The organism is Bifidobacterium subtile, assembly GCF_000741775.1.
In the GTDB taxonomy this organism is placed as follows: Bacteria; Actinomycetota; Actinomycetes; order Actinomycetales; family Bifidobacteriaceae; genus Bifidobacterium; species Bifidobacterium subtile.
Genome location: NZ_JGZR01000002.1, coordinates 79,708 through 103,330 on the forward strand (window position 1 = coordinate 79,708; position 23,623 = coordinate 103,330).

A 23,623-nucleotide genomic window follows, 5' to 3' on the forward strand; every position below is an offset into this window, starting at 1 on the left:
GTTGATGTCTTCAATCTTAACTCGCCGTTGCGTTCACAGCGCAATTCGCAGATGCCCGGAAATAAACGTCACCGCGAATCGGTAGAGTGAAGTGGATTATCAAGAAGTGGAAGGACAAGCATGTTCGAACGGTTTACCGACCGTGCCAGGCGTGTGATCGTATTGGCGCAGGAAGAAGCCAGAGCGCTCCAGCACAATTATATCGGCACCGAGCACTTGCTGCTCGGCCTGATACGCGAGGGCGAAGGCGTTGCCGCCAAAGCGCTCGCCGCGAAAGGCGTGAACCTCGAAGACACTCGCAAGCAGGTCGAGGAGATGATCGGCAAGGGCAATGCCGCGCCGAACGGGCATATCCCGTTTACGCCGCATGCCAAGCAGGTGCTGGAGCTCAGCCTGCGCGAAGCATTGCAGCTGGGGCACAGCTATATCGGCACCGAGCATATCCTGCTCGGCCTGATACGCGAGGGCGAAGGCGTGGGCACCCAGGTGCTGATCAAGATGGATGTGGATCTGGGCGAGCTGCGCAGCTCCACCATCGACATGATTCGCGGCAACTCCGCATCTTCGGACGCCAGCGGCAAGGGTGATCTCGCCAATGCCGGCGGCGTGCAGGAGAAGGGCCGGCAGACCGGCTCCGCGATTCTCGATCAGTTCGGCCGCAACCTGACGGCCGAGGCCGCCGAAGGCAAGCTGGACCCGGTCATCGGGCGTTCGAACGAGATCGAGCGCGTCATGGTCGTGCTTTCTCGCCGCACGAAGAACAATCCCGTGCTGATCGGCGAGCCAGGCGTCGGCAAAACCGCTGTAGTCGAAGGGCTCGCGCAGAAGATCAGCGCTGGCGATGTGCCCGAGACCTTGAAGGACAAGCAGGTGTATTCGCTTGATCTGGGTTCGATGGTGGCCGGCTCGCGCTACCGCGGCGACTTCGAGGAACGCCTCAAGAAGGTGCTCAAGGAGATCAAGACGCGCGGCGATATCGTGCTCTTCATCGACGAGATCCACACCATCGTCGGTGCGGGCAGCGCGGACGGCGCACTGGGCGCCTCCGACATGCTCAAGCCGCTGCTGGCGCGTGGCGAGCTGCAGACCATCGGGGCCACGACCACTGACGAGTACCGCAAATACATCGAGAAGGATGCCGCGCTGGAACGCCGCTTCCAGCCCATCCAGGTCCACGAGCCGACCATCGCCGAGACCATCGAGATCCTCAAAGGCCTGCGCGAACGCTATGAGAACCATCATCATGTGACGATCACCGACGGCGCGTTGCAGTCCGCGGCCGAGCTTTCCTCGCGCTACATCCAGGACCGCAACCTGCCCGACAAGGCCATCGATCTGATCGATGAGGCTGGCGCACGGCTGCGCATCAAGCGTCTCACCGCTCCGCCGGAGCTCAAGGAGCTTGATTCGAGGATCGCCAGGATCTCGGAGCAGAAGGATCAGGCCATCAAGGACCAGGACTTCGAGAAGGCTGCCGAATTGCGCGACAGCCAGGAGAAGCTCGAAGACCAGCGCAAGGAGAAGGAGGCCTCTTGGCGCGAAGGCGGCTCCGACGTCAAGATGGTCGTGGACGAGGACGTGATCGCCGAGGTGATCTCGAACAGCACGGGCATTCCGGTCTTCAAGCTCACCCAAGCCGAGTCCAAGAAGCTGCTAGGCATGGAGTCCGAGCTGCATAAGCGCATCATCGGTCAGGATGAGGCCGTTTCGGCCTTGTCCCGCTCGATCCGACGCACGCGCGTGGGACTTAAGGACCCCAAGCGGCCCGCAGGCTCGTTCATCTTCGCCGGCCCCACCGGCGTGGGCAAAACCGAGCTGGCCAAGACGCTCGCGCAGTTCCTGTTCGATGACGAAGACGCTTTGATCCGCGTCGACATGTCCGAGTTCTCCGAGAAGTACGCGGCCTCGCGTCTCTTCGGTGCCCCTCCGGGGTACGTCGGCTACGAGGAGGGCGGCGAGCTCACCGAGAAGGTGCGCCGCAAGCCGTTCTCCGTGGTGCTGTTCGACGAGATCGAAAAGGCTCATCCCGACATCTTCAACACGCTGCTGCAGGTGCTGGATGACGGCCATCTGACCGACGGCCAGGGACGCAAGGTCGATTTCAAGAACACGATCATCATCCTGACCACTAACCTCGGCACACGCGACATCGCGAAGGCGGCCAACACCGGCTTCAACTTAGGATCGAACGCCGAAACGAGCTACCAACGCATGAAGGATCAGGTCACGAGCGAGCTCAAGCAGCAGTTCCGCCCCGAGTTCCTCAACCGCTTGGACGACATCATCGTCTTCCAGCAGCTCACTGAGCCGCAGGTGCGCCAGATCGTCGACCTGGACATCAGCCAGCTCAACGATCGTCTCTTCGAGCGTCATATGTCGCTGGAGCTGACCGACAACGCCAAGGATCTGCTCGCGCAGAAGGGCTTCGACCCGCTGCTGGGCGCACGACCGCTGCGTCGCGTCATCCAGCGCGACATCGAAGACGCCATCTCCGAGCAGATTCTCATGGGCAAGCTCGAAGACGGTCAGCGCGTGCTGGTCGATTCCGAGGGCGAAGGCATCCTGGGCGAATTCACCTTCAAAGGCGAGGACTTCGATGATCCGCAGCCTCAGGGCGAATTGGTCGGCGCATCCGTCGGCTCGGGCGATGCGCCGGTTGCGGCTGACGTTCCCAACGCCGAGGATCATGCCGAAGACGACGCTGAGGAGTAGCCGCCGCAGCCAGTAGTCCGCACGGGCAGGTGCCTGAACAGCACGTGTAAAGGCCGGTCTGCTTACCTGAGATCGATCTCAGGTAAGCAGACCGGCCTTTACACGTTGCAGGGGTATGGCCGAAGGCCACGGACCTGCCCTACTTCACGGCGTTGAGCCACTGCTCCTTGGTGGCCTTCTCGGATTCGAGCCTGGCCTTCTTCTTGGGATCGCTCGCTGCGTCGATCTGCTCGTCCAGCTCGGCGAGCTGCGCGGTCAGCTGCTCCTCGAAGCTCGACTTTCGGGCATCGGCCTCAGGGTCGCGGCTCTTCCATTCGGCATCCTCGACGGCCTTGATCTGCTTGTCGACAGCGTCGAGACGGCCTTCGATACGGCGCATATCCTCGCGCGGCACGTAGCCGATCTCGTCCCATTGCTCTTGGATGGCGGCCAAAGCCTGACGGGCCTGCTTAGCTGCCTTCGCATCCTTGACCGGAACCAGCGTCTCGGCCTTCTTGAGCAGCTCTTCCTTCTTGGTCAGATTCTCCCGCTCGGAGGAATTCGTCTGCTCGCGATCAGCCTGACGCGCATTGAAGAAGGTATCGGCGGCCTCGCGGAAGCGAGCCCACAGCGCGTCGTCCTCGTTGCGCCCGGCGCGGCCGGCCTGCTTCCAACGGTCCATAAGCTCGTTGAACTTGCGTGAGGTCTCGCCCCAGGTTGTCGAGTCCTTGAGTTCGTTGGCCTCGGTGATGATCTCCTCTTTGAGGCGCTTGGTCTCGTTGCGCTCGTTGTCGCGGTTCTGCGCCCACTTGCGGCGAGCCTGGTTGAAGGCGGTGCGCGCCGAAGAGAAGCGCTTCCACAGCGCGTCGGCATCTGCCTTGTCGATTTTGACCGACGTGCGCTGATGCTGCTGCCACTGGTCGAACAGGGAGCGGAACTTGTCGGCAGTCGAACGCCAGTTCGTGCTGTCTCCCAAAGATGCGGTCAGCGCCTCGGCCTTCTCCACGATCGCGGTGCGCTCGGCCACCGCCTTCGCCACGGCTTCCCGGTGCGCCTTCGCCAATGTGTCCTTCTTGGCCTCGCCGGACTTCTTCAGCTCCTCGTAACGTGCCTGCAGCGCGGCGATATCGCCGACGACCGCAGGCTGCGCGACCTCCTCGCCAAGGGATTTGATCGAATCGTCGATCTCCTTGGGCTTGATGTTCGTCGCCTCTAGACGGGCCGCGAACACTTCGAGCTTCGCCTTCAGATCAAGGAAGCGGTGCGCGTACAGGCTCAGGGCCTCCTCATTGGTAGCGCCTGGGAATTGCCCGACTTCACGCTCGCCTTCGCCTTCACGCACGAAAACAGTGCCCTGCTCATTCACGCGTCCGAAGGACTCGGCGGTCGTGACATCGGCCTGGGAATGGATGCTCGCGGGGAGTGGAACCTTGTGCTGCGCGGGTTTTTTCGCCAGCGCCGCAGGGGAGGGAATACGAGGCTTGGGTACAGGGGCCTTGGGTACGGGAGCTTTGGCCTGCGGCGCGGCGCTGGGCTGCTTGGGGGCTGCCGGCGTCGGAGCCTGTTGAGGGGTCTGTGGGGTGTGTTCGGGTTCGGTGACGGTTTCGTCGGCCATGGCCAGCTCCTTACGGCTTGTGGTGCACAGGGTACGCAGGCGCGGGAGTTGTTCCCGTGTTTTTCCGCGACTTCACCTATTATAGGGAATCGTGTCAAAAGGTGCATCAATATCAGGATTTCCGGAGTGGCTCCCCTCCGAGCGGGTTGTGGAGCAGCGCGTCATCGATACGCTACGTAGGGTTTTCGAGCTGAATGGCTTCATCGGCATCGAGACACGCGCGGTGGAGCAAGGCTCGAGTCTGCTTAAAAAGGGCGAGACCAGCAAGGAGATCTACTTGCTCTCGCGGCTGCAGGAGGTCGGCCATGAATCCGACACTCCGATCGAGGATCGACTCGGTCTGCATTTCGACCTGACCGTGCCGCTAAGCCGGTATGTCGTCGAGCATTCGGGTGCGCTCGCCTTCCCGTTCAAGCGCTGGCAGATTCAGAAGGTGTGGCGCGGCGAGCGCCCGCAGGAGGGCCGCTTCCGCGAATTCGTGCAGGCCGACATCGATGTGGTGGGCAACGGCGATCTTCCGGCGCATTATGAAGTTGAGGTGCCGCTGGTGATGGTCAGCGCCTTGGAGGAGCTGCGCACGTTCGGTCTGCCTAAGGCCACGGTGCATGCCAACAATCGCAAGCTCTCCGAAGGCTTCTATCGAGGGCTTGGCTTAAGTGATATCGAAGGCGTGCTGCGCGAGATCGACAAGCTCGATAAGGTCGGCGCCGACGAAGTGGCACGGCTGCTGGTTGAGACCTGCGGCGCGAACGTCGCTCAGGCCAGGGCTTGTCTTGCGCTTGCCGAGCTGACTGCCGCCAATGGCGCCGAGCTTGCCGAGCGTTTCGACGCGCTATGCGAAAGCCAAGGCATCAGCCGCGACAGTGACGCCTACACGCTGGCTCGCGAAGGACTCGATACTCTGGCGATGATCGTGGATGAGGCGGCGAAGATACGCCCCGGGTCGGTGATCGCGGATTTGAAGATCGCCCGCGGACTGGATTACTACACCGGTTCGGTCTACGAGACCTTTCTCGATGGCGCGGATTCCCTGGGGTCGATATGCTCCGGCGGGCGCTATGACAATCTGGCCACACAGGGCTCCAAGCGCTATCCGGGAGTGGGTCTGTCCATCGGGCTGTCGCGGCTGGTGTCGTATATGCTGCATACCGCAGGGGCGCACGCTTCGCGCGTCTCTCCCGCCGTGGTGCTGGTGGCGGTATGGAACGAGGCGGACCGGGCGCAGTCGAACGCCATCGCCAATGCGCTGCGTGTCCGCGGCATCGCTGCCGACGTCGCGCCGAAGGCCGCGAAGCTCGGCAAGCAGATCAAGTATGCGGACAGGCTCGGCATACCGTATGTCTGGTTCCCGGCACAGGCGGCGCAAGGCGACGAGGAGAACGGTGAAACGGCCGGCGACGAGGTGCGCGACATCATGTCCGGCGAGCAGCAGTCGGCTGATATCAAGTCGTGGGAGCCGGATACTGTGTACGCTCGGCAAACCGTCAGCCTCAAGGCCTGATTTCCAAGGCTTTGCAAGGCGGCCGCACTTCAGGCGCGGCATGGAAAATGTTACGGATTGACAAGGATTCAAGGAATAGAGGCAGCATGAGCCGCACGGCTTACAGAACACATCATGCCATCGAGGTGACCGAGGCGCTTATCGGCAGCACGGTGACGCTCGCCGGATGGGTCGATCGGCGTCGCGATCACGGCGGCGTGGCCTTCATCGATCTGCGCGACAGCACCGGCTTGGTGCAGGTCGTCATCAATGATGAGGAGATTGCGCGCCCGCTGCGCAGCGAATTCGTCGTGCAGGTGGTCGGCGATGTGCGCGAACGTCCCGAAGGCAATGAGAACGTGCATCTGGCGACCGGCAAGATCGAGGTCGTGGTGCGCGAGCTCACCGTGCTCGCCAAATCCGACGCGCTGCCCTTCCAGGTCTCGACCGCGCTTGAGAACGAGTCCGAGAACAAGCTGCCCGGCGAGGATGTGCGCCTCAAGTACCGCTACCTCGATCTGCGTCGTCCGCAGATGCAAAGCAACCTGAAGCTGCGTTCCGACATGACCCGCGCCGCCCGCCACGCCTTGGAGGATATGGACTTCACCGAGGTGGAGACCCCGACCTTCATCAAGTCCACGCCGGAGGGCGCACGCGACTTCGTGGTGCCGGTCCGCATGGTACCGGGCTCGTGGTACGCGCTGCCGCAGTCGCCGCAGCTGTTGAAGCAGCTGCTTATGGTCGGCGGCGTCGAACGCTACTACCAGTTGGCGCGTTGCTACCGTGACGAGGACTTCCGCGCCGACCGTCAGCCCGAGTTCACCCAGCTCGACATCGAGATGAGCTATGTGAGCCAGGAAGACGTCATCGGCATGGCCGAGCAGGTCATCGCCGCCATCTGGAAGACCCGCGGCTACGAGGTCACGCTGCCGCTGCCGCGCATCTCCTGGCAGGATGCTATGGACAAGTACGGCTCCGACAAGCCCGATCTGCGCTTCGGCAACCCGCTCGTCGAGCTCACCGAATACTTCAAGGACACTCCGTTCCGTGTGTTCAAGGCCCCGTATGTCGGCGCGATCGTGTTCAAAGGCGGTGCCTCCACGCCGCGTCGCCAGTTCGACGCCTGGCAGGAATGGGCCAAGCAGCGCGGCGCCAAGGGCTTGGCATACGTGCAGTTCACGGCAGACGGCGAGCTCAAGGGCCCTGTCGCCAAGAACCTCTCCGACGACGAGCGCAACGGCCTGAAGGCCGCAGTCGGCGCCGAGGACGGCGACGCCGTGTTCTTCGCCGCGGGTTCGCGCGAATCCTCCCAGCTGCTGCTTGGTGCCGCCCGTGTCGAGCTGGCCCGCCGCGCCGGGCTGCTGCACCCGGACGAATTCGCGTTCACCTGGGTTGTTGACTTCCCGCTGTTCAAGCGTACCGACGACCCCGATGACGACGATGTGGCTGTCGGCCACTCCAAGTGGACCTCGATGCACCATCCGTTCACCATGCCTTCGGCCGATTGGATCGACACCTTCGACAAGGACCCCGAACATGCGATGAGCGATTCCTACGACATCGTGTGCAACGGCGAGGAGCTGGGCGGCGGCTCTGTGCGTATCCACCGCGACGACATCCAGGACCGCGTGCTGAACGTGCTCGGCATCGGGCCAGAAGAGGCGCAGGAGAAGTTCGGCTTCCTGCTTGAGGCGTTCAAGTACGGCGCCCCGCCTCACGCGGGCATCGCGTTGGGCTGGGATCGCACTGTGTCGATCTTGGCCGGGGCTGATTCCATCCGCGACGTCATCGCCTTCCCGAAGGCCGGCGGCGGCCGCGATCCGCTCACCGGCGCCCCCGCACCGATCTCGGACGCGCAGCGCGCCGAAACCGGCGTCGACTACGACCCGGACGAGGACAAGGACTGAGCCATAACGGGCCAGCGTAGGCGGCCGGCTATATGATGCGGTGTCTGTCTCGTAATTTGGACAGCATACAAAAATACAGCCGTATGCCTTTATTTTCAGGCCGGCATGGTGTTTCATTGGAGGGAAACTTCATCAAAAAACATCATGCCGGCCTTATTCGTACCTAATCGTAATAATTCTTGGCTAGGCTAAAACGCGAGTTGTGCTTAAGGAGAGGAGCGACACTTATGACATCTTTGGATTCGACCACAGTCGAAGAACTGACGAAATCCGATGCCACGCATACCGGGCAGGCGGCGGAACGTCCGCTGGTCGAGTTGCGGCATGTGGACAAATACTTCGGCGACCTGCATGTGCTCAAGGACATCAACCTCTCGGTGTCCAAAGGCGAGGTGCTGGTGATCATCGGACCCTCTGGCTCGGGCAAATCTACCCTGTGCCGCACCATCAATCGTCTCGAGTCGATCGATTCGGGCGAGATCCTCATCGACGGGCAGCCGCTTCCTCAGGAGGGCAGGCAGCTCACCAGGCTTCGCGCCGAGGTGGGCATGGTGTTCCAGTCCTTCAATCTGTTCTCGCACAAGACGATTCTCGACAATGTGACCCTTGCCCCGCGCAAGGTGCGGGGCACGTCCAAGGCCGATGCGGAGAAGGAAGGCATCGAGCTGCTCTCGCGGGTCGGCGTGGATACGCAGGCGAGCAAGCTGCCCGTGCAGCTTTCAGGCGGCCAGCAGCAGCGCGTCGCCATCGCGAGGTCGCTGGCCATGCATCCCAAGGTCATGCTTTTCGACGAGCCGACCTCGGCGCTTGACCCTGAGATGATCAACGAGGTCCTCGACGTCATGGTGAATCTGGCCAAGGAGGGGATGACGATGATCGTCGTCACCCACGAGATGGGCTTCGCGCGTCAGGCCGCGAACCGCGTCGTGTTCATGGCCGACGGCGAGATCCTCGAAGAGGGATCGCCTGAGGAGTTCTTCGAGAATCCGACCAGCGAAAGGGCCAGGGACTTCCTGGGCAAGATCCTGACGCACTGATTCCTGATCCGCGAGGCTGTTCGCGTCTTAACGGCCGTAATCGGCAGCAGGCCATGCATTGTCCTGGCTGGCTGCCGGGCTGCGGCGAGACGGGCGGGGAACGAGACGGTTTCGCGATACCGATAAATATCAACATGTATCCAACAATTAATGAAGAAGAGAAAGCGAGCATCTGATGATGAAGCGCATGGGTAAGGTAATGAAGGCCATCGCGGCGGTGGCAACCGTTGCGACGATGGCGTCGATGGCGGCGTGCGGAGGCTCGTCGTCCGGATCGTCCGATGGCGGCAAGAAGATCACCATTGGCATCAAGGTCGACCAGCCGGGGCTCGGTTTCAAGCAGGGCAGCAGCTACAGCGGCTTCGATGTGGACGTCGCTACGTACGTGGCGAAGAAGCTCGGCTATTCCGCCGATCAGATCGTATGGAAGGAAGCGCCTTCCAAGCAGCGCGAAACCCTGCTGCAGAACGGCACTGTGGACATGGTCGTGGCCACGTACACCATGAACAAGGCGCGCGCCAAGGTCGTCGATTTCGCCGGCCCGTACTTCGTGGCGGCGCAGGACATTCTGGTTCGCTCGAACGACAAGAAGATCACCGGACCGAAGGCGCTGGACGGCCAGAAGCTGTGCTCCGTCACCGGCTCGACCTCAGCTCAGAACGTCAAGGATGAATTCGCCCACAACACGCAGCTCATGGAGCAGCCGGGATACGCCGAGTGCGTGACCGCGCTGTTGTCGGGAACCGTGGACGCGGTGACCACGGATGACATCATCCTCGCCGGCCTTGCTGCCGCCAAGGGCAACGGCCAGCTCAAGGTGCTCGGCACGCCGTTCTCCGAGGAGCCCTATGGCATCGGCGTGAAGAAGGGCAAGACCGATATGGTCAAGAAGATCAACGCCGCCATCGAAGACATGATCAAGGACGGATCATGGAAGGCAGCCGTTGACAAGGCCACCAAGGGCACCGGCTACAAGCCGAACGCGAAGTTCAACCCGCCGACCAAGATCGGCGATGCAAGCTGGCTCCAGGACTGAGCGGCTCGGTTGCGGGCATGTGCCGACATGGCTTTTTCGATGCTGGGTCGGCACACGGCATACAGGATGAGGATGGGTCTGCGCGGCGCGTCGCATATGACGCGCCGCCGAATCGCGGATGAGGCACTATGGATGTTCTGATCAATCTATTTAGCAATTACAATATCGTGGGCGCGTTCGTGGTCAATATCGAGCTGACGCTGTGGAGCTCGCTGTTTTCGCTGCTGCTCGGCGTGCTGCTGGTCACGCTGCGCATCTCCCCGGTGTCCTCGCTCAGGGCGTTCGCCTCCGGGTACGTGGAGTTCTTCAAGAACATGCCGCTGACGATCATCATGGTGTTCATGGTGCTGGGCGTCTTCGGCCAGCTCAAGTTTCAGTTCTCGAACAACTTCGACACGAACTTCTTCTGGCTCGCGGTCACCGGTCTCACCCTGTATACGGCGGCCTTCGTGTGCGAGTCGCTGCGCTCGGGCATCAACACCGTGCCGCTGGGCCAATCCGAGGCGGCGCGTTCGCTCGGCTTGGGATTCGTGCAGTCGGCCACGCAGATCATACTTCCTCAGGCCTTCCGCGGGGCCGTGGCACCGCTGGGCAACACCTTCATCGCCTTGCTGAAGAACTCCACGGTCGCTGCAGCCGCATCCGTCGCTACCGAGAGCTCGAGCCTGATGAGTTCGATGATCGAGGACAACGCCAACGCGATCATCACCATATTCCTTATCTTCGCCTTTGGCTACGTCATCCTGATCATTCCGATCGGGCTGCTGACCACATGGCTTTCGAACAAACTGGCGGTGAGACGATGAGTGGAGAATCGAATATGACGAGCGCAGCTTCTTCCGTGCCGGCAGTGCAATCGCAGCCGCGCCGGCGCAAGAAAAGCGTTTCCGCGTCGGTGCTGTTCGACGAGCCGGGGCCGCGCGCCAAGCGCAAGATCGCAGTGGCCAACGTGCTTGGCGTGTTGGTATTCGTGGCTCTTGCAGTGCTCGTGCTTATGCGCCTGCACAAGCCTCCTCAGGGGCAGAACCAGCTGAGCGCCGAGCTGTGGAAGCCCGCGCTGTCGAGTGATGCGTGGATCAACTTCTACCTGCCCGGTCTTCTCGGCACGCTCAAGGCGTCGATTATCGCGGTGATTGGCTCTGTCATCTTCGGCGTCATCTTCGGCATCGGGCGGCTTATGCCCGCGTGGCCGGTGCGCGCCATATGCTCGGTCGTGGTGGAGTTCTGCCGGGCCGTGCCGGTGCTGATGTTCATGATCTTCTTCTGGCGCTGGTTCTCGGCGATGGGCATTTCCGAGCAGGCCGCCTTCTATGCGGTCGTGCTGGGATTGATTCTGTACAACGGTTCGGTGATCGCCGAGCTGGTGCGTTCGGGCGTGGGCAACCTGCCTAAGGGCCAGCGTGAGGCGGCGACCGCGCTGGGCATGAGCCCGCTGCGCTCCCTGCTGTCGGTGGAGGTGCCGCAGGCCATCATCGCCATGCTGCCCGCCGCCGTCACCCAGCTCGTCGTGGTGCTCAAGGACACCGCGCTGGGCTCGATCATCGTCTACACCGATCTGCTGCAGCAGGCCCGCCGACTCGGCTCCTCCTACTTCAATATTCTGCAGGCCCTGGTCGTCGTCACGGTCATCTACTTCATCATCTGCTGGCTGCTGTCGAAGTTCGCGGAATGGCTTCCCACTCGCATGCAGCGGCGCACCACAGGTGACGCCGGGCCCGAGCCGCTTGCTCCCATCGCGATTCTGGACGCGTCCAACCGCAGCCAGATAGCGGTCGCCAAGGAAAGCGAGGAGCTGCCCTTCGGCGGCGCTCCGCTCCAGCATCACGTGCGCTACCAGGGTTCGAATGCTGCGATTCAGGACTGGCAGCATGTCGAGTATGTTCAGGGCTACGATTTCACGCATCCGGAAACCCAGATCGACGTGCGATCCCTGCAGATTCCCGACTTCCTCAAACCGATCATTCCCGGACTCGACGGAGACAAACGCAAAGAGGATTAGACCGGCGAGAAAATGGGCGGCACTGAGTAGATGGCACTGAGTAGATGGCGCTGAACTCCAGAGGAGGGGCGCAGCACGAGTGATCATGCTGCGCCCCTCTTTTCCGTATGTATTCCGGCAGGTTGCCTGTGCCCGGGCAATGCGCATTTTTGCCGCCTTCGGCGTTTTCCGGTGCCATTGCCTGCGGCGGATGGCGGAGACGATGAAACGAGCAGTGCGGCTCCTGCTGATGCCAACAGTGTGGGGTATGCTGAACGTATGAATGAATCAATGAAGAATCATGGCATACAGGCCTGGCTCACTGATATGGATGGGGTGCTCGTTCACGAGGACGAGGCGCTTCCTGGCGCCGTCGAGTTCATCGAAACGCTGAAAGAGACTGGCACGCCCTTCTTGGTGCTGACCAACAATTCGATCTTCTCACGGCGCGATCTGAACTGGCGGCTTCATGCCAGCGGCATCGACATTCCCGAGGAGAACATCTGGACGAGCGCATTGGCTACGGCTGAATTCGTCAGCCAGCAGATGCCGGGCGGCAAGGCGTATGTTGTCGGCGAGGCGGGGCTGACCACGGCGCTGCATGATGTCGGCTATGTGCTCACCGACAAGAACCCGGACTATGTCATCATCGGTGAAACGCGCAACTACTCCTTCGAGCAGCTGACTCGTGCGCTTCAGCTCATTCAGGGCGGTGCGCGCTTCATCTGTACGAACCCTGACTACACCGGCCCGTCGTCCAGCGGCGACCTGCTCGCGGCCGGCGCGGTGGCCGAGATGATTCACAAGGCGTCGGGCTTCGAGCCGTACTTCATCGGCAAGCCCAACCCGATCTTCTTCCGGACGGCGCTCAACAAGCTGACCGCGCACAGCAAGACCACCGCGATGATCGGCGACCGGTTGGACACCGATATCCGCGCAGGACTTGAGGCCGGCGTCGAGACTTTTCTCGTGCTCACCGGCATCTCCAAGGCCGACTCGGTCGACAAGTTCCCCTTCAAGCCCTCGCACGTCGTCAACAGCATCAGTGATCTGATTCCGCTGGCCAAAGGCGCGCATCCGGATACGCTTGAGAAACCCAAGGAGCTGCCGCAGCCAGCGAAATCTGTTCAGTCGGCGCCGGCTGCTGCGGCAAAGCGCAAGTAGCGGCAGGCGCTGGTTCCCTATCACGTGGCAGATGTGTACTCTGTCTCGTTTGTGACATTTATTCACCATAACTGTCATAAACGAGACAGAGTTTTTTACTTCGCTTTAAAACTGTTACACCGCCAATATCAAACGGGGGAACGGTCGCGACTACCTGCCTATCTATCTCGTTGCATTCCTGTGAAGGGGATATACGGGCGCGGATGACTGCTCGGTAACGGCTGAACGATAGACTGGGCGCATTATGGCGGATTCACAGGAAAAGAACGATAGACAAACACTGGGCGAGCTCGCGCCGCGCTGGGGCGACGAAGGCGGCGCGATCGACGTTGACGAGATATACGAGCGCTTCTTCGACTGGGTGGACGAGGTCAAGGGCATCGAGCCGTGGCCGCATCAGGAGGAAGCCATCACCGATCTGCTGGCCGGCGACCATGTGGTGCTCAATACGCCCACCGGCTCGGGCAAGTCGTTGGCAGCGCTGGGCATGCATTACGCCGCGCTGTGCACGGGCAGGCGGTCGTATTACACCGCGCCGATTAAAGCGCTGGTCTCCGAGAAGTTCTTTGACTTGGTCGAGGCCTTCGGGCGCGAGAACGTTGGCATGATCACAGGGGACACGCGCATCAACGCCGATGCGCCGATCATCTGCTGCACGGCGGAGATTCTGGCCAATCAGGCGCTGCGCGAAGGCAAGCACGCCGATGTGGGCTGCGTGGCGATGGACGAATTCCATTACTATGGCGACCGTGAGCGCGGATGGGCGTGGCAGGTGCCGCTGCTGACGCTGCCGCATACGCAGTTCTTGCTGATGAGCGCCACGCTGGGCAATGTCGACGCGATAGCCGACAAGCTGGAGGCAATGACCGGCACGGATGTCGATGTCATCGCGGACGCGCCCAGGCCGGTGCCGCTGAGCTACGAGTACACCGACAAGCAGCTTGCCGGAACCGTGGAGCTGCTGTTCAACCGGCAGGACACGCCGATCTACGTCGTGCACTTCTCGCAGGATGCCGCGCTGGAAACCGCGCAGGCATTGGCTGGAACCGGCGTGTCGAGCAAGGAGCAGCGCAAGGCCATCGCGGAGGCGATGAAGGGCACGAAGTTCACGACGGCCTTCGGCAAGATTCTGCAACGACTGCTGCGCACCGGCGTGGGCATCCATCATGCCGGCATGCTGCCGCGCTACCGGCGCCTGGTCGAGCAGCTGGCGCAGCAGGGTCTGCTGCCGGTCATCTGCGGCACTGACACCCTCGGCGTCGGCATCAACGTGCCGATTCATTCCGTGGTGCTGACCGCGCTGACCAAATTCGACGGCACGAAAATGCGCCGCTTGCGCGCCCGCGAATTCCATCAGATCGCCGGCCGCGCGGGCCGCATGGGATTCGACACCGAAGGCTTGGTGGTGACTGAAGCGCCCGAGTTCGAGATCGAGAACGCGCGGGTGATCGCCAAGGCGGGCGACGACCCGAAGAAGCTCAAGAAGATCAAGCGCAAGAAGGCTCCCGAGGGTTTCGTGACCTGGAACAAGGGCACTTTCGAGAAGCTGGTGAGCGCCGAGCCGGAGACTCTGGTGCCGCATATGGTCATCACGCATGCCATGGTCTTGAACGAAGTCGCGCAGGGCGGCGATGCGCGGGCGCGGCTCGACCAGCTCGTTGACGATTCTGCGCAGACGCCGGATCAGAAAGAGCACCTGCATAATCGCGTCGGTGAGATATTCCAGACGATGTTCGATTCGGAGTTCATCGAGGTGGAAGACAACGATCGCGGCGGCAAGGACTACTATCTCGCCATCGATCTGCCGGACAACTTCGCGCTCGACCAGCCGCTGTCGCCATTCCTGCTGGCTGCGCTGGAACTGCTCGACCCCGAGTCAAGCAGCTATGCGCTCGACGTGATCTCGATGGTCGAAGCCACGCTGGACGACCCGCGTCAGGTGCTCAAGGCGCAGCAGCGCCAAGCCCGCGACGCGGCGATGGCGACGATGAAAGCGGACGGTCTCGATTACGAGGAGCGCATGGAGCGCCTGCAGGAGGTCACGTATCCCAAGCCTTTGGAGGAGCTGCTTGACGCGGCCTTCGAGCAGTATCGCAAGGATGTGCCGTGGGCGAACGACTATTGGCTGAGCCCCAAATCCGTGGTGCGCGACATGGTGGAGACGGCGAGCGATTTCACGGGGTACATCTCCCGCTACGGCATCGCGCGGTCGGAGGGCACGCTGCTGCGCTACCTGTCGGACGCCTACCGGTCGCTGGCCCGCACCGTGCCGGTCGAGAAGCGCAACGAGCAGCTTGAGGATGTGATCTCCTGGCTGCGCGTCGTCGTGCGCTCGGTCGATTCGAGCCTCATCGACGAGTGGGAGCATGCGGGCGATGCCTCGCAGAGCGAACTCGACGCGCTATCCGCAGCCGCTCCGGGTGCTGCCCACCAGGTGGTCGAGGACCGGCGCGGGCTCATCGTGCTCATCCGCAACGCCATGTTCCGCCGCGTCCAGCTCATGGACCTCGACAAGCCCGCCGAGCTTGGCGCGCTCGACAAGGACTGGGGCTACAACGTGCATGAGTGGGAGGACACGCTCGACGACTACTACGACCAGCATGAGTACGTCGGCATCGACGCAAAGGCCCGCAGCGGCGAGCTGTTCATCCTGGATGATGCCCGTGAGCGCGACGAGCACACGTGGAAGATCCGCCAGATCATCGACGACTCCGACGGCGACCACGACTGGGCCATCACCGGCACCGTCGATCTCGACGCCACGCAGGAAGGCGGCGAAGTCGTCTTCGTCGACTACCACGTCGGCCCAGTCGCGACGGTGTGACACATTTTCGATTCAAGGGCGGTTGTGGCGGCACGGATCTGCTGTACGAGTCTGCCGAATGGTGAATTTCGTGTTGTTATGCATATGCCGAGGGCTCTCCGACGCGCTCATCGACTTCAGTTGCGCTGATATCTCGTAATTGACCAGAATAATCCTGGTATCTCCGCTACGTGTAGCGTTATCGGGATGCTGCGGAGGTCTATCTGCGTTATGTGAGGCGCTATTTCATAGAGAGCTGAGTATCAGACGGCTACAGACCGCCATTTTCGGCCGGTGATACTCAGGGTGCTGCAGGATTAGCGCCTCACGTAACGCAGATAGACCTCCGCACGGCCCAGTTAACGCCTCACATAACGCAGATAGACTAATCTGATTGACAAACATACTTGATATGAAGGTTTTCGTTGCTGCGTCCGGTTGTCTTGCAGCCATATGGCTGAGCGCGGTGGACGCGGCCTGACTACACTGGCAGTATGACTGAGGATTTGTTTGGCGCGGCCGATGCGCCCGAGGATATGACGCGGCCGCTGGCGGTGCGGATGCGGCCTTCGACGCTGGCCGAGGTGGTGGGGCAGGATCGTGTGCTGGGGGAGGGGTCGCCACTGCGGCGGCTGGCCAATCCCGCATCGAAGGGTTCGCTGACCGCGCCGAGCTCGATTATTCTGTTTGGCCCTCCCGGAGTGGGCAAGACGACGCTGGCCTATATTGTCGCCAAGCAGTCCGGGCGCGTGTTCGAGGAGCTTTCGGCGGTCACCTCCGGGGTCAAGGATGTGCGCGCGGTGCTGCAGCGGGCGCATGAGCGGCTGGTGGCGCAGGGGCGCGAAACCGTGCTGTTCATCGACGAGGTGCACCGCTTCTCGAAGTCGCAGCAGGACGCGCTCTTGCCCAGCGTGGAGAACCGCGATGTGACCTTCATCGGCGCCACGACCGAAAACCCGAGCTTCTCCGTGATTTCGCCGCTGTTGAGCCGTTCCGTGGTGGTCAAGCTCGAAGCCTTGGAGCCTGACGACCTGCAGGTGCTGCTGACGCGCGCGCTCGACGACCAGCGCGGGCTCAAAGGCGAGGTGAAGGCCAGTGACGAGGCTATCGATGAGATCATCCGCATGGCTTCGGGCGATGCGCGTAAGTCGCTGACCATTCTCGAAGCCGCAGCGGGCGCGGTCACCGGTGACAAGGAGCGCAAAAAGGGCGCTCGCAAGCCGATCATCACGCCGGAGGCGGTCGGCAAGGTCATGGACGCGGCCACGGTGCGCTACGACAAGAAGGGCGACGACCACTACGATGTCATCTCCGCTTTCATCAAATCGATGCGCGGCTCCGACCCCGATGCCGCGCTGCACTACTTGGCGCGCATGCTCAGGGCGGGGGAGGACCCTCGGTTCATCGCCCGGCGCATCATGATTGCCTCGGCCGAGGAGGTCGGCATGGCCGCGCCGCAGATATTGCAGGTGACGGTGGCCGCAGCGCAGGCCGTCGCGATGATCGGCATGCCCGAAGCCCGCATCATCCTGTCCGAAGCGACCATCGCCGTGGCTACCGCGCCCAAGTCGAACGCCAGCTACAATGCGATCAACGCCGCGCTCGCCGACGTGGACGCCGGGCTGATCGGTCAGGTGCCGCTGCATCTGCGCAACGCGCCGACCAAGCTCATGAAATCCTGGGGCAACCACGAAGGCTACCAATACGCCCACGACGCGCCCGGCGCGGTCGCCGCGCAGCAGTACATGCCCGACGAGCTGGTCGGCCACGAGTACTACCACCCCAACGAGCGCGGCTACGAGCATGAGCTCGGCCCGCGTTTGGAACGCATTCGCTCGATTCTGCATGGCAGTGGGAATACGACCGGCAGCAGGGACGGCAATCAGGGCACAGCCGCTTCGGATTCGCGCGAAGCGTAGGTAACCGGGTGGCTATGTCGGGGCTTACATTGGAGTCATGAACACAACGCAGCCCGAGTCCGCTGGCTCGCAGCAGAATGGCATTCACTCCCCGCGCCTCATCGTCAATACCTTGCCGCTGAACGCCGAGCAGCGCGGGCGATTCGCCCAAGCGGCAGACGGCATCCGGCAGGAGTTCGTCAACGACACCGCTGACCGTGAGAATATGATATGGCATGCCGAGCTGCCGGCCGCCCTTCGACCCGAAACGACCGCGATCATCGGCAACGTGCCGCCCGCCGACGCTGCGCAATGCCCGCGCCTGGAATGGCTGCAGACCACGAGCGCGGGCGTCGACCGCTACGTGGCGCCGGGTGCGCTGGCTGAGCCTGTGGCCGTCACCAACGCCACCGGAGCCTACGGGCTTACCGTATCGGAGCATATGTTCGCGCTGATGTGGGCGCTGATGAAGCAGCTCCCCGATTATGCACGCAATCAGGCGGCCCATCGCTGGGCCGATGCCGGCAAAGTCATGAGTCCTCAAGGCGCTGCGGCCGTGGTGATCGGCACCGGCGACATCGGCTCATGCTTCGCCAAACTAGTGAAATCAGTGGGCATGCGCACCTACGGCGTGCGCAGGAATGCGGACCAAGGCGCCGAAGGCATCGACGACATGTACGGCTTCGAGGATCTCGACGGTCTGCTTGCGCTCGCGGATGTCGTGGCGATGGTGGTTCCCTCCACGCCGCAGACCCATCATTTGCTGGATGCGCGTCGCCTTGGCCTGATGAAATCCAATGCAATCGTGATTAACGCCGGACGCGGCGATGCCATCGACCCCAAGGCCTTGCTGGATGTGCTTCGGGTCGGAGGCATTCACGGCGCAGGACTCGACGTGACCGAGCCGGAGCCCCTGCCTGCGGATGATCCGCTGTGGGACGAGCCGCGCTGCCTGATCACGCCGCATGTCGCAGGCGGCAATCATCTTGCGCAGACGAGTGACGCGATCATCGCAATCGCGCTCGAAAATGTGAGGAGGTATGCGGCCAGAGAGCCGTTCGTCAACCGTCGACGCTGACCGGGCGAGTGCGCGGGCAACGTGCACGATCTGCTCACGGCAGCCGCGATCGTACAGTGAGTTCGTCAGCATGCCTTACTGGATGGATTCGTGCATTTAAGACGCTGAAACGCACGAATCCATCCAAACCCGACTCTTCGACCAAGTGCTGGGCATCGCTGCATTTCAGACGCCAAAACGCACGAACCCGCCCAGCAGCGGCTAGCCAAGGAGCGAGGCGATCGGCTGACTCTGCTGCAAAGCTGATGCGTTGGGAATGTCAGAGCCGCTCATCAAGCATCGTGTCGATGTCGTCGTAGCGCTTTACTTTCGGGCGCCATACGGGTCGTCCTGCGGCGACTACGAGCTTCGGCGCGGTGAGCGTGCGAAGATCAAGCGCCGGGTCGGCGTCGAGCACCAGCAGATCAGCAGCCTTGCCGACTTCGATCGAGCCGGTTTCCTGCTCGATGCCGAGAATCTCCGCATTGACCTGCGTAGCCGCGTGGAACGCCTGAGCTGCAGTGAATCCAGCGTAATGAGAGAGCAGGTACAGCTCGCGCCATGTGGCGTACTGGGTGACGAATGTCATGCCGGTATCGGTGCCGACGCCGACGCGGATGCCGTTCATATGCGCCTGCCGGGCACCGGCAAGCATGCCTTCGGATACCGGCTTGGAGTTCTCGTACTGGACTTCGGTGATGCCCGTGACCTCGCGCGGGAACGCATTGATGGACAAGCCCGCGGACAGTGTGGGGATGAGCGAGGAATAGCCATTGAGCGAATTGGGATTCTCGCGGAACAAATCAAGCAGCTCATCGTCAAGTGCGCTGCCGTGCTCAATCGTATCCACACCGGCCGTCAGCGCATTTCTGACGCCTTCAGGGCTTTGAGCGTGCGCGGCGACCAGGATGCCGCAGGCGTGCGCAGCATCGCAGATCGTGCGCATGCTTTCGACGTCCATCTGCGGGCTTCCCGCCTCGCCGGGCACTTGGGAGTCGGTGATACCGCCGGTGGCCGCGATCTTGATGGCGTTGACGCCGTGATCGATATTCGCCTCCACGTTCGTGCGGGCGGCAGCCTCATCATCGCATTCCAACGCCACCAAAGGAGCCCCGTGGCCGCCGGGAGCGGCAAGCATCGGGCCGGAGGAGAAGACCCGCGGACCGAGCATCTTGCCGGCCGCGATCTTGTCGCGCAGGCCGACCACGGTGTACCCTACATCGCCGACGGTCCGAATCGTGGTGACGCCGGAATTGAGCAGCGCGTCAATGCCCGACATGGCCTTCGTGCGGATATACGCGCGTCCTGCAGGGGTGCGGACCAGCTTGGAGAGCAGGGCCTGGCCTTTTGGCGTAGCCTGTTTGGGGTCGATCGGCCTGCCGTCGGAGAAGAGATGCACGTGGAGATTGATCAGCCCGGGTGCCACGAACTTGCCGGAGGCGTCGATGCGGTGGTAGCCCTGCGGCACCCCGATCTGCTTGCTGGGCATGACCTGCGAGATGCGTCCGTTCTCGTCGATCACGATTGTCATATCGTCCAGCGTGCGGCCGTCCTCATCGCCGGTGACGATGTTCGTATGCTCAAGAGCGAACGGTTCGATGACGGTTTTCCGTTTGCGCAGCGCCATGGTCAATCTCCTTTGATGGTCGTGGATATCCGTTCACTGTATCACCTGCATATGGCGTCGATGCGCCCGAGGCGCAAAGCGCAGTGCGGACGAGAACGAGCGACCAATCAAGCGCCCGACAAGGCAGGAATCAGAGTAGTCCCAGCACGACAAGAGCCGCGATATAGACTGCCGCAAGCGTGCCAAACGCGATATCGCGAGACCTGACGCGCATGAGCCGCCAATGGGTTCGGCGCACGCCCTCCTCGTAGCAGCGGGCGTCGAGCGCCAGCCCCAGATTGTCGGCGTGCCGCAAGGTGCCGGCGAATACGGGCACGATGATAGCGCTCAGCGCCTTGATCCGTCTGGCGGGCGCCCCGGTTTCGATGCTGCCTCCGCGCGCCGACTGCGCGTCGATGATGGCGCGCGTCTCACGTCCCAAAGTCGGCAGGAAGCGCAGCGCCAGGCTCATCACGAGCGCAAGCTCCTGGGTGTGCATGACGCGACGCAGCGGGGAGAGCAGCGAGCCGAAGCCGTCGGTCAGCGCGGTAGGGGTCGTGGTCTCCAACAGCACGGCGCCGAGTATAACCACAAGCGCGAAGCGACACATGTACAGCATCGCAACGGTCAGGCCGTCCGTAGTGACCGGCACGGACGCGAGCGTGAACAGCGGGGTCCCCGTGCGCACGAAGAACACGTTCAGCAGTCCCATCATCACGAACAGCGCCAGGAACATATGGATCGAGGCGAGCAGTCGCAGCGGGCTGATTCGAGCCGCCGCGACGATGCCGGTCACCAGCGCGGCGCTCAGCGCCAGCTGCGCGGGGGTGTGGATCATGAACGCCGTGAACATGAGAGCCAGGAAGGACACCATTTTCACCCGCGGGTCGAGACCGGCCACAAACGATGCGGGGCGCGGCTCGCCCTGTTCGCCCTCTTCGACAACGGAAAGCGGGGTGGCCTCGTTCTCGGGAAGCGTGATGATGCGACCGGCCAAGGCTCGCGCCTCGGCGAGCGAGTGGGTGATCATGACGATCGTCACACCGCGTCCGTGCAGCACGCGCACCAGCTCATGGATGCGCGCGACGGCTGCGGCGTCAAGACTGGCCGTCGGCTCATCCATGATGAGGATGCCGGGCCGGCATGCGATGACGCCGGCAATGGCGACCAGGCGCTGCTGGCCGCCGGAGAGGCTGGCGGGGGAGCGCTGCGCAAGATGGCTGATGTGCAGCATCGCCATGGCATCGTCCACGCGGCCGGCGACTTCATCCGAAGCGAGATTCTGATTCGATGGGCCGTAGGCGATGTCCTGGGCCACGGTGTCGGCGAACAGCTGCCGTTCGGGCCGTTGCATCACCAGCCCGACCTGGCGCCGCAGCTCCTTGCGGGCGCGTCTCGACCGTGTGGCCGGGTCGATGCCGGCGATGCGGATCGTGCCCGTAGTGGGCTTCTCCAACGCGGCCAGCAGCCGGGCGAGCGTCGTCTTGCCCGAGCCGTTGCGACCCATGATCGCAACGGTTTCGCCTGGCTCAATCGTTAGCGACAGCTCATGGAGCGTCGGCTCCTCGGCATTCGGATAGCGCATCGAAACATGGCTCACCTCGATGGCGGGGCGGGTGGTATGCGCACGCCAATCCGCCGTCATGGCGTGCCATTCGGCATTGAGAGGGTCGCTGGATCCGGCGGCAAAAGCCGTGTCGAAGTCTGCATCAAGGCCGGGGCCGGCATCGGCATCGAAAGCGTGGATGCCGGCCCCGGCGACGGTGGCGTCGGAGGCGATGCGGCCATGCTCCATGCGGATGATGCGGTCGGCGCGCGTGGTTTCGCTGCCGCGATGCGTGACATGCACGATCGTGGTGCCGCGGGCCTGCAGCTCGTCGAGTATGGCCATGACCTCGTCCTGCGCCTGCGCATCAAGCATGGCGGTGGGCTCGTCGAGCACGATCATCGAGGGCGCCATCGCCAGCGTTCCGGCGATCGCGATGCGCTGCTGCTGGCCGCCGCTCATATGCGCGGGATCGCCGTGTCGGTACGCCGCCATGTCCACGGCCCTGAGTGCCGCAGCAAGACGCCGTGCGATGCAGGGGCGCTCAAGACCGAGATTCTCCGGCCCGAACGCGACATCATCCTCGACTACGGTGGTGACGATCTGGTCCTCAGGATTCTGGAACACCGCGCCGATGCCGTGGCGGGCCTGCCGGTACGCCTGCGGATCAGGCCTCGCGCCATCGAAGACCTCATGCCCCAGCAGCTGCACGCTGCCGTTGTCGGGCGCTACCAGACCGGCGATGACTCTTGACAAGGTCGACTTGCCCGAGCCGTTCGGGCCGACCAGGCAGATGCGTTCGCCGGGTCGAATGCTCAAGTCGACGCCGTCCAACGCCCAGGTCGCGCCGCGGTCATAGCTGAAGCGCACGCCGTGCAGTTCCACGGCCTGCAACGCCTGTCCTGGCGACGGCGCAGGATCTGCTGGCGCCGCAATGCCTGTTGGCATTCCAGCGCCTGCCAACGACGAGGCATGCCCGAACGATTCGGTGCATGGCATCGCGGCGGCGAGTGCTGAGGGACGCGACTGCGTGATCACATTCGTCATGCGGCGCTCAGCGATGCAGCAGATTCGAAACCGGCTTGTAAATCAAGTATGTGGCGACGCCGTGAATCGCGAACTTGATGAGATTGAACGGCAACAGAGCCGGCACGATAAGCGCGGCGACCTGCGCGACGCTCATATGCGCATAGATCGGCGTGACGACCAGATTGCCCAGAATGGCCGCGACCAGCGCACACGCCGCTCCCAGCAGAATGCCCGCTATGGCGCCGCCCTGGCTGCGACGGTATTTGTAGACCAATGCGGCCGGCACGCTCAGCGCCAAGGAGACCAGAACCGCCATAAGCGTGCCCCATGGGTCCATCAGCAGGTGCGGGGTGAAGCCCAGCACGCTGACGATGCCCGCGGCCGAAGGCCCGAAGGTGAATCCGGCGATAAGGCATACGATGCCGGAGGGATCATATTTGAGCCACGGGACGCCCGGCATGATCGGGAACTCAACAAAACTCGTGGCCATGGCCAGTGCGACGAACAGCGCGTAGATCGCGATGCGTCTGGTCGACCAGCGCCCGGAGTCCGAGACCCCGGTATCATGCGCGTTGCGCGCGGCCGTCGACTGCGCCGCGGCAACGTCGAAGGACGGCTCATGCGATGCTTCCGCTGCCGATGCCGATGTCTGCCCGCCGGACGGCGCATGCGAAAGATTCTCGGTCCTTCCTTGGGAATTGCGCTGAAGCTCCGGCGATGCCGAAGTCGATGATGACGCCGGAGCATTTCCGGCACGCGAAAGGTCGCTCATAAGA

At 62.7% G+C, this 23,623-nt stretch carries 15 protein-coding genes; 11 read left to right on the top strand and 4 right to left on the bottom strand.

Annotated elements, in window-relative coordinates; translation table 11 throughout:
• Positions 1-120: 120 nt before the first annotated feature.
• Positions 121-2,712 carry an ATP-dependent Clp protease ATP-binding subunit gene (locus BISU_RS01400; protein WP_024463742.1) on the top strand — a complete coding sequence of 864 codons (2,592 nt, stop codon included), beginning with the start codon at positions 121-123 and terminating at the stop codon, positions 2,710-2,712.
• A 139-nt stretch (positions 2,713-2,851) separates the two neighbouring features.
• On the opposite strand, the gene BISU_RS01405 is transcribed toward BISU_RS01400, so the two are convergent.
• Positions 2,852-4,306 carry a DUF349 domain-containing protein gene (locus BISU_RS01405; RefSeq protein ID WP_024463743.1) on the bottom strand — a complete coding sequence of 485 codons (1,455 nt, stop codon included), beginning with the start codon at positions 4,304-4,306 and terminating at the stop codon, positions 2,852-2,854.
• Between the two features lie 91 nt (positions 4,307-4,397).
• On the opposite strand from BISU_RS01405, the gene hisS reads away from it, so the two are divergent.
• The 10 genes from hisS to BISU_RS01455 all read left to right on the top strand — a co-directional run bounded on the left by hisS (position 4,398) and on the right by BISU_RS01455 (position 18,687).
• Entirely contained in the window at positions 4,398-5,807 is a 1,410-nt protein-coding gene (hisS, locus tag BISU_RS01410; protein ID WP_034532907.1) for a histidine--tRNA ligase, read from the top strand.
• An 86-nt stretch (positions 5,808-5,893) separates the two neighbouring features.
• Positions 5,894-7,693 carry an aspartate--tRNA ligase gene (gene aspS, locus BISU_RS01415; RefSeq protein ID WP_024463745.1) on the top strand — a complete coding sequence of 600 codons (1,800 nt, stop codon included), beginning with the start codon at positions 5,894-5,896 and terminating at the stop codon, positions 7,691-7,693.
• Between the two features lie 227 nt (positions 7,694-7,920).
• The gene (locus BISU_RS01420) at positions 7,921-8,730 is read left to right on the top strand and encodes an amino acid ABC transporter ATP-binding protein (RefSeq protein WP_033503050.1); all 810 of its coding nucleotides are present in this window, start codon (positions 7,921-7,923) and stop codon (positions 8,728-8,730) included.
• Between the two features lie 187 nt (positions 8,731-8,917).
• Positions 8,918-9,766 carry a glutamate ABC transporter substrate-binding protein gene (locus BISU_RS01425; RefSeq protein ID WP_404801777.1) on the top strand — a complete coding sequence of 283 codons (849 nt, stop codon included), beginning with the start codon at positions 8,918-8,920 and terminating at the stop codon, positions 9,764-9,766.
• Between the two features lie 128 nt (positions 9,767-9,894).
• The gene (locus BISU_RS01430) at positions 9,895-10,572 is read left to right on the top strand and encodes an ABC transporter permease subunit (protein WP_024463748.1); all 678 of its coding nucleotides are present in this window, start codon (positions 9,895-9,897) and stop codon (positions 10,570-10,572) included.
• Between the two features lie 14 nt (positions 10,573-10,586).
• Positions 10,587-11,765: an amino acid ABC transporter permease gene (locus BISU_RS01435; RefSeq protein WP_024463749.1), complete on the top strand. Its 1,179-nt coding sequence runs from the start codon at positions 10,587-10,589 to the stop codon at positions 11,763-11,765.
• 258 nt (positions 11,766-12,023) lie between these two features.
• The gene (locus BISU_RS01440; protein ID WP_233419496.1) at positions 12,024-12,908 is read left to right on the top strand and encodes an HAD-IIA family hydrolase; all 885 of its coding nucleotides are present in this window, start codon (positions 12,024-12,026) and stop codon (positions 12,906-12,908) included.
• A 244-nt stretch (positions 12,909-13,152) separates the two neighbouring features.
• Positions 13,153-15,732 carry a DEAD/DEAH box helicase gene (locus BISU_RS01445; RefSeq protein ID WP_024463751.1) on the top strand — a complete coding sequence of 860 codons (2,580 nt, stop codon included), beginning with the start codon at positions 13,153-13,155 and terminating at the stop codon, positions 15,730-15,732.
• A gap of 473 nt (positions 15,733-16,205) precedes the next feature.
• Entirely contained in the window at positions 16,206-17,630 is a 1,425-nt protein-coding gene (locus BISU_RS01450; RefSeq protein WP_024463752.1) for a replication-associated recombination protein A, read from the top strand.
• A gap of 37 nt (positions 17,631-17,667) precedes the next feature.
• Positions 17,668-18,687, top strand: coding sequence for a D-2-hydroxyacid dehydrogenase (locus BISU_RS01455; RefSeq protein WP_024463753.1), 1,020 nt, complete (start codon positions 17,668-17,670; stop codon positions 18,685-18,687).
• Between the two features lie 259 nt (positions 18,688-18,946).
• Here BISU_RS01455 and BISU_RS01460 read toward each other — a convergent pair whose 3' ends face one another.
• From BISU_RS01460 to BISU_RS01470, 3 genes are all read right to left on the bottom strand, one after another.
• Positions 18,947-20,293: a metal-dependent hydrolase family protein gene (locus tag BISU_RS01460; RefSeq protein WP_024463754.1), complete on the bottom strand. Its 1,347-nt coding sequence runs from the start codon at positions 20,291-20,293 to the stop codon at positions 18,947-18,949.
• Positions 20,294-20,423: 130 nt separating this feature from the next.
• Positions 20,424-22,766: an energy-coupling factor transporter ATPase gene (locus tag BISU_RS01465; protein WP_081672731.1), complete on the bottom strand. Its 2,343-nt coding sequence runs from the start codon at positions 22,764-22,766 to the stop codon at positions 20,424-20,426.
• Between the two features lie 106 nt (positions 22,767-22,872).
• On the bottom strand, positions 22,873-23,619 hold the full coding sequence (locus BISU_RS01470; protein WP_024463756.1) for an ECF transporter S component: 747 nt from the start codon (positions 23,617-23,619) through the stop codon (positions 22,873-22,875).
• Positions 23,620-23,623: the final 4 nt, after the last annotated feature.

Coding starts and splice junctions, on each gene's coding strand:
- BISU_RS01400 (WP_024463742.1), top strand. CDS start 121: ATGTTCGAACGGTTTACCGACCGTGCCAGGCGTGTGATCGTATTGGCG.
- BISU_RS01405 (WP_024463743.1), bottom strand. CDS start 4,306: ATGGCCGACGAAACCGTCACCGAACCCGAACACACCCCACAGACCCCT.
- aspS (WP_024463745.1), top strand. CDS start 5,894: ATGAGCCGCACGGCTTACAGAACACATCATGCCATCGAGGTGACCGAG.
- BISU_RS01420 (WP_033503050.1), top strand. CDS start 7,921: ATGACATCTTTGGATTCGACCACAGTCGAAGAACTGACGAAATCCGAT.
- BISU_RS01425 (WP_404801777.1), top strand. CDS start 8,918: ATGGGTAAGGTAATGAAGGCCATCGCGGCGGTGGCAACCGTTGCGACG.
- BISU_RS01430 (WP_024463748.1), top strand. CDS start 9,895: ATGGATGTTCTGATCAATCTATTTAGCAATTACAATATCGTGGGCGCG.
- BISU_RS01435 (WP_024463749.1), top strand. CDS start 10,587: ATGACGAGCGCAGCTTCTTCCGTGCCGGCAGTGCAATCGCAGCCGCGC.
- BISU_RS01440 (WP_233419496.1), top strand. CDS start 12,024: ATGAATGAATCAATGAAGAATCATGGCATACAGGCCTGGCTCACTGAT.
- BISU_RS01445 (WP_024463751.1), top strand. CDS start 13,153: ATGGCGGATTCACAGGAAAAGAACGATAGACAAACACTGGGCGAGCTC.
- BISU_RS01450 (WP_024463752.1), top strand. CDS start 16,206: ATGACTGAGGATTTGTTTGGCGCGGCCGATGCGCCCGAGGATATGACG.
- BISU_RS01455 (WP_024463753.1), top strand. CDS start 17,668: ATGAACACAACGCAGCCCGAGTCCGCTGGCTCGCAGCAGAATGGCATT.
- BISU_RS01460 (WP_024463754.1), bottom strand. CDS start 20,293: ATGGCGCTGCGCAAACGGAAAACCGTCATCGAACCGTTCGCTCTTGAG.
- BISU_RS01465 (WP_081672731.1), bottom strand. CDS start 22,766: ATGCCAACAGGCATTGCGGCGCCAGCAGATCCTGCGCCGTCGCCAGGA.
- BISU_RS01470 (WP_024463756.1), bottom strand. CDS start 23,619: ATGAGCGACCTTTCGCGTGCCGGAAATGCTCCGGCGTCATCATCGACT.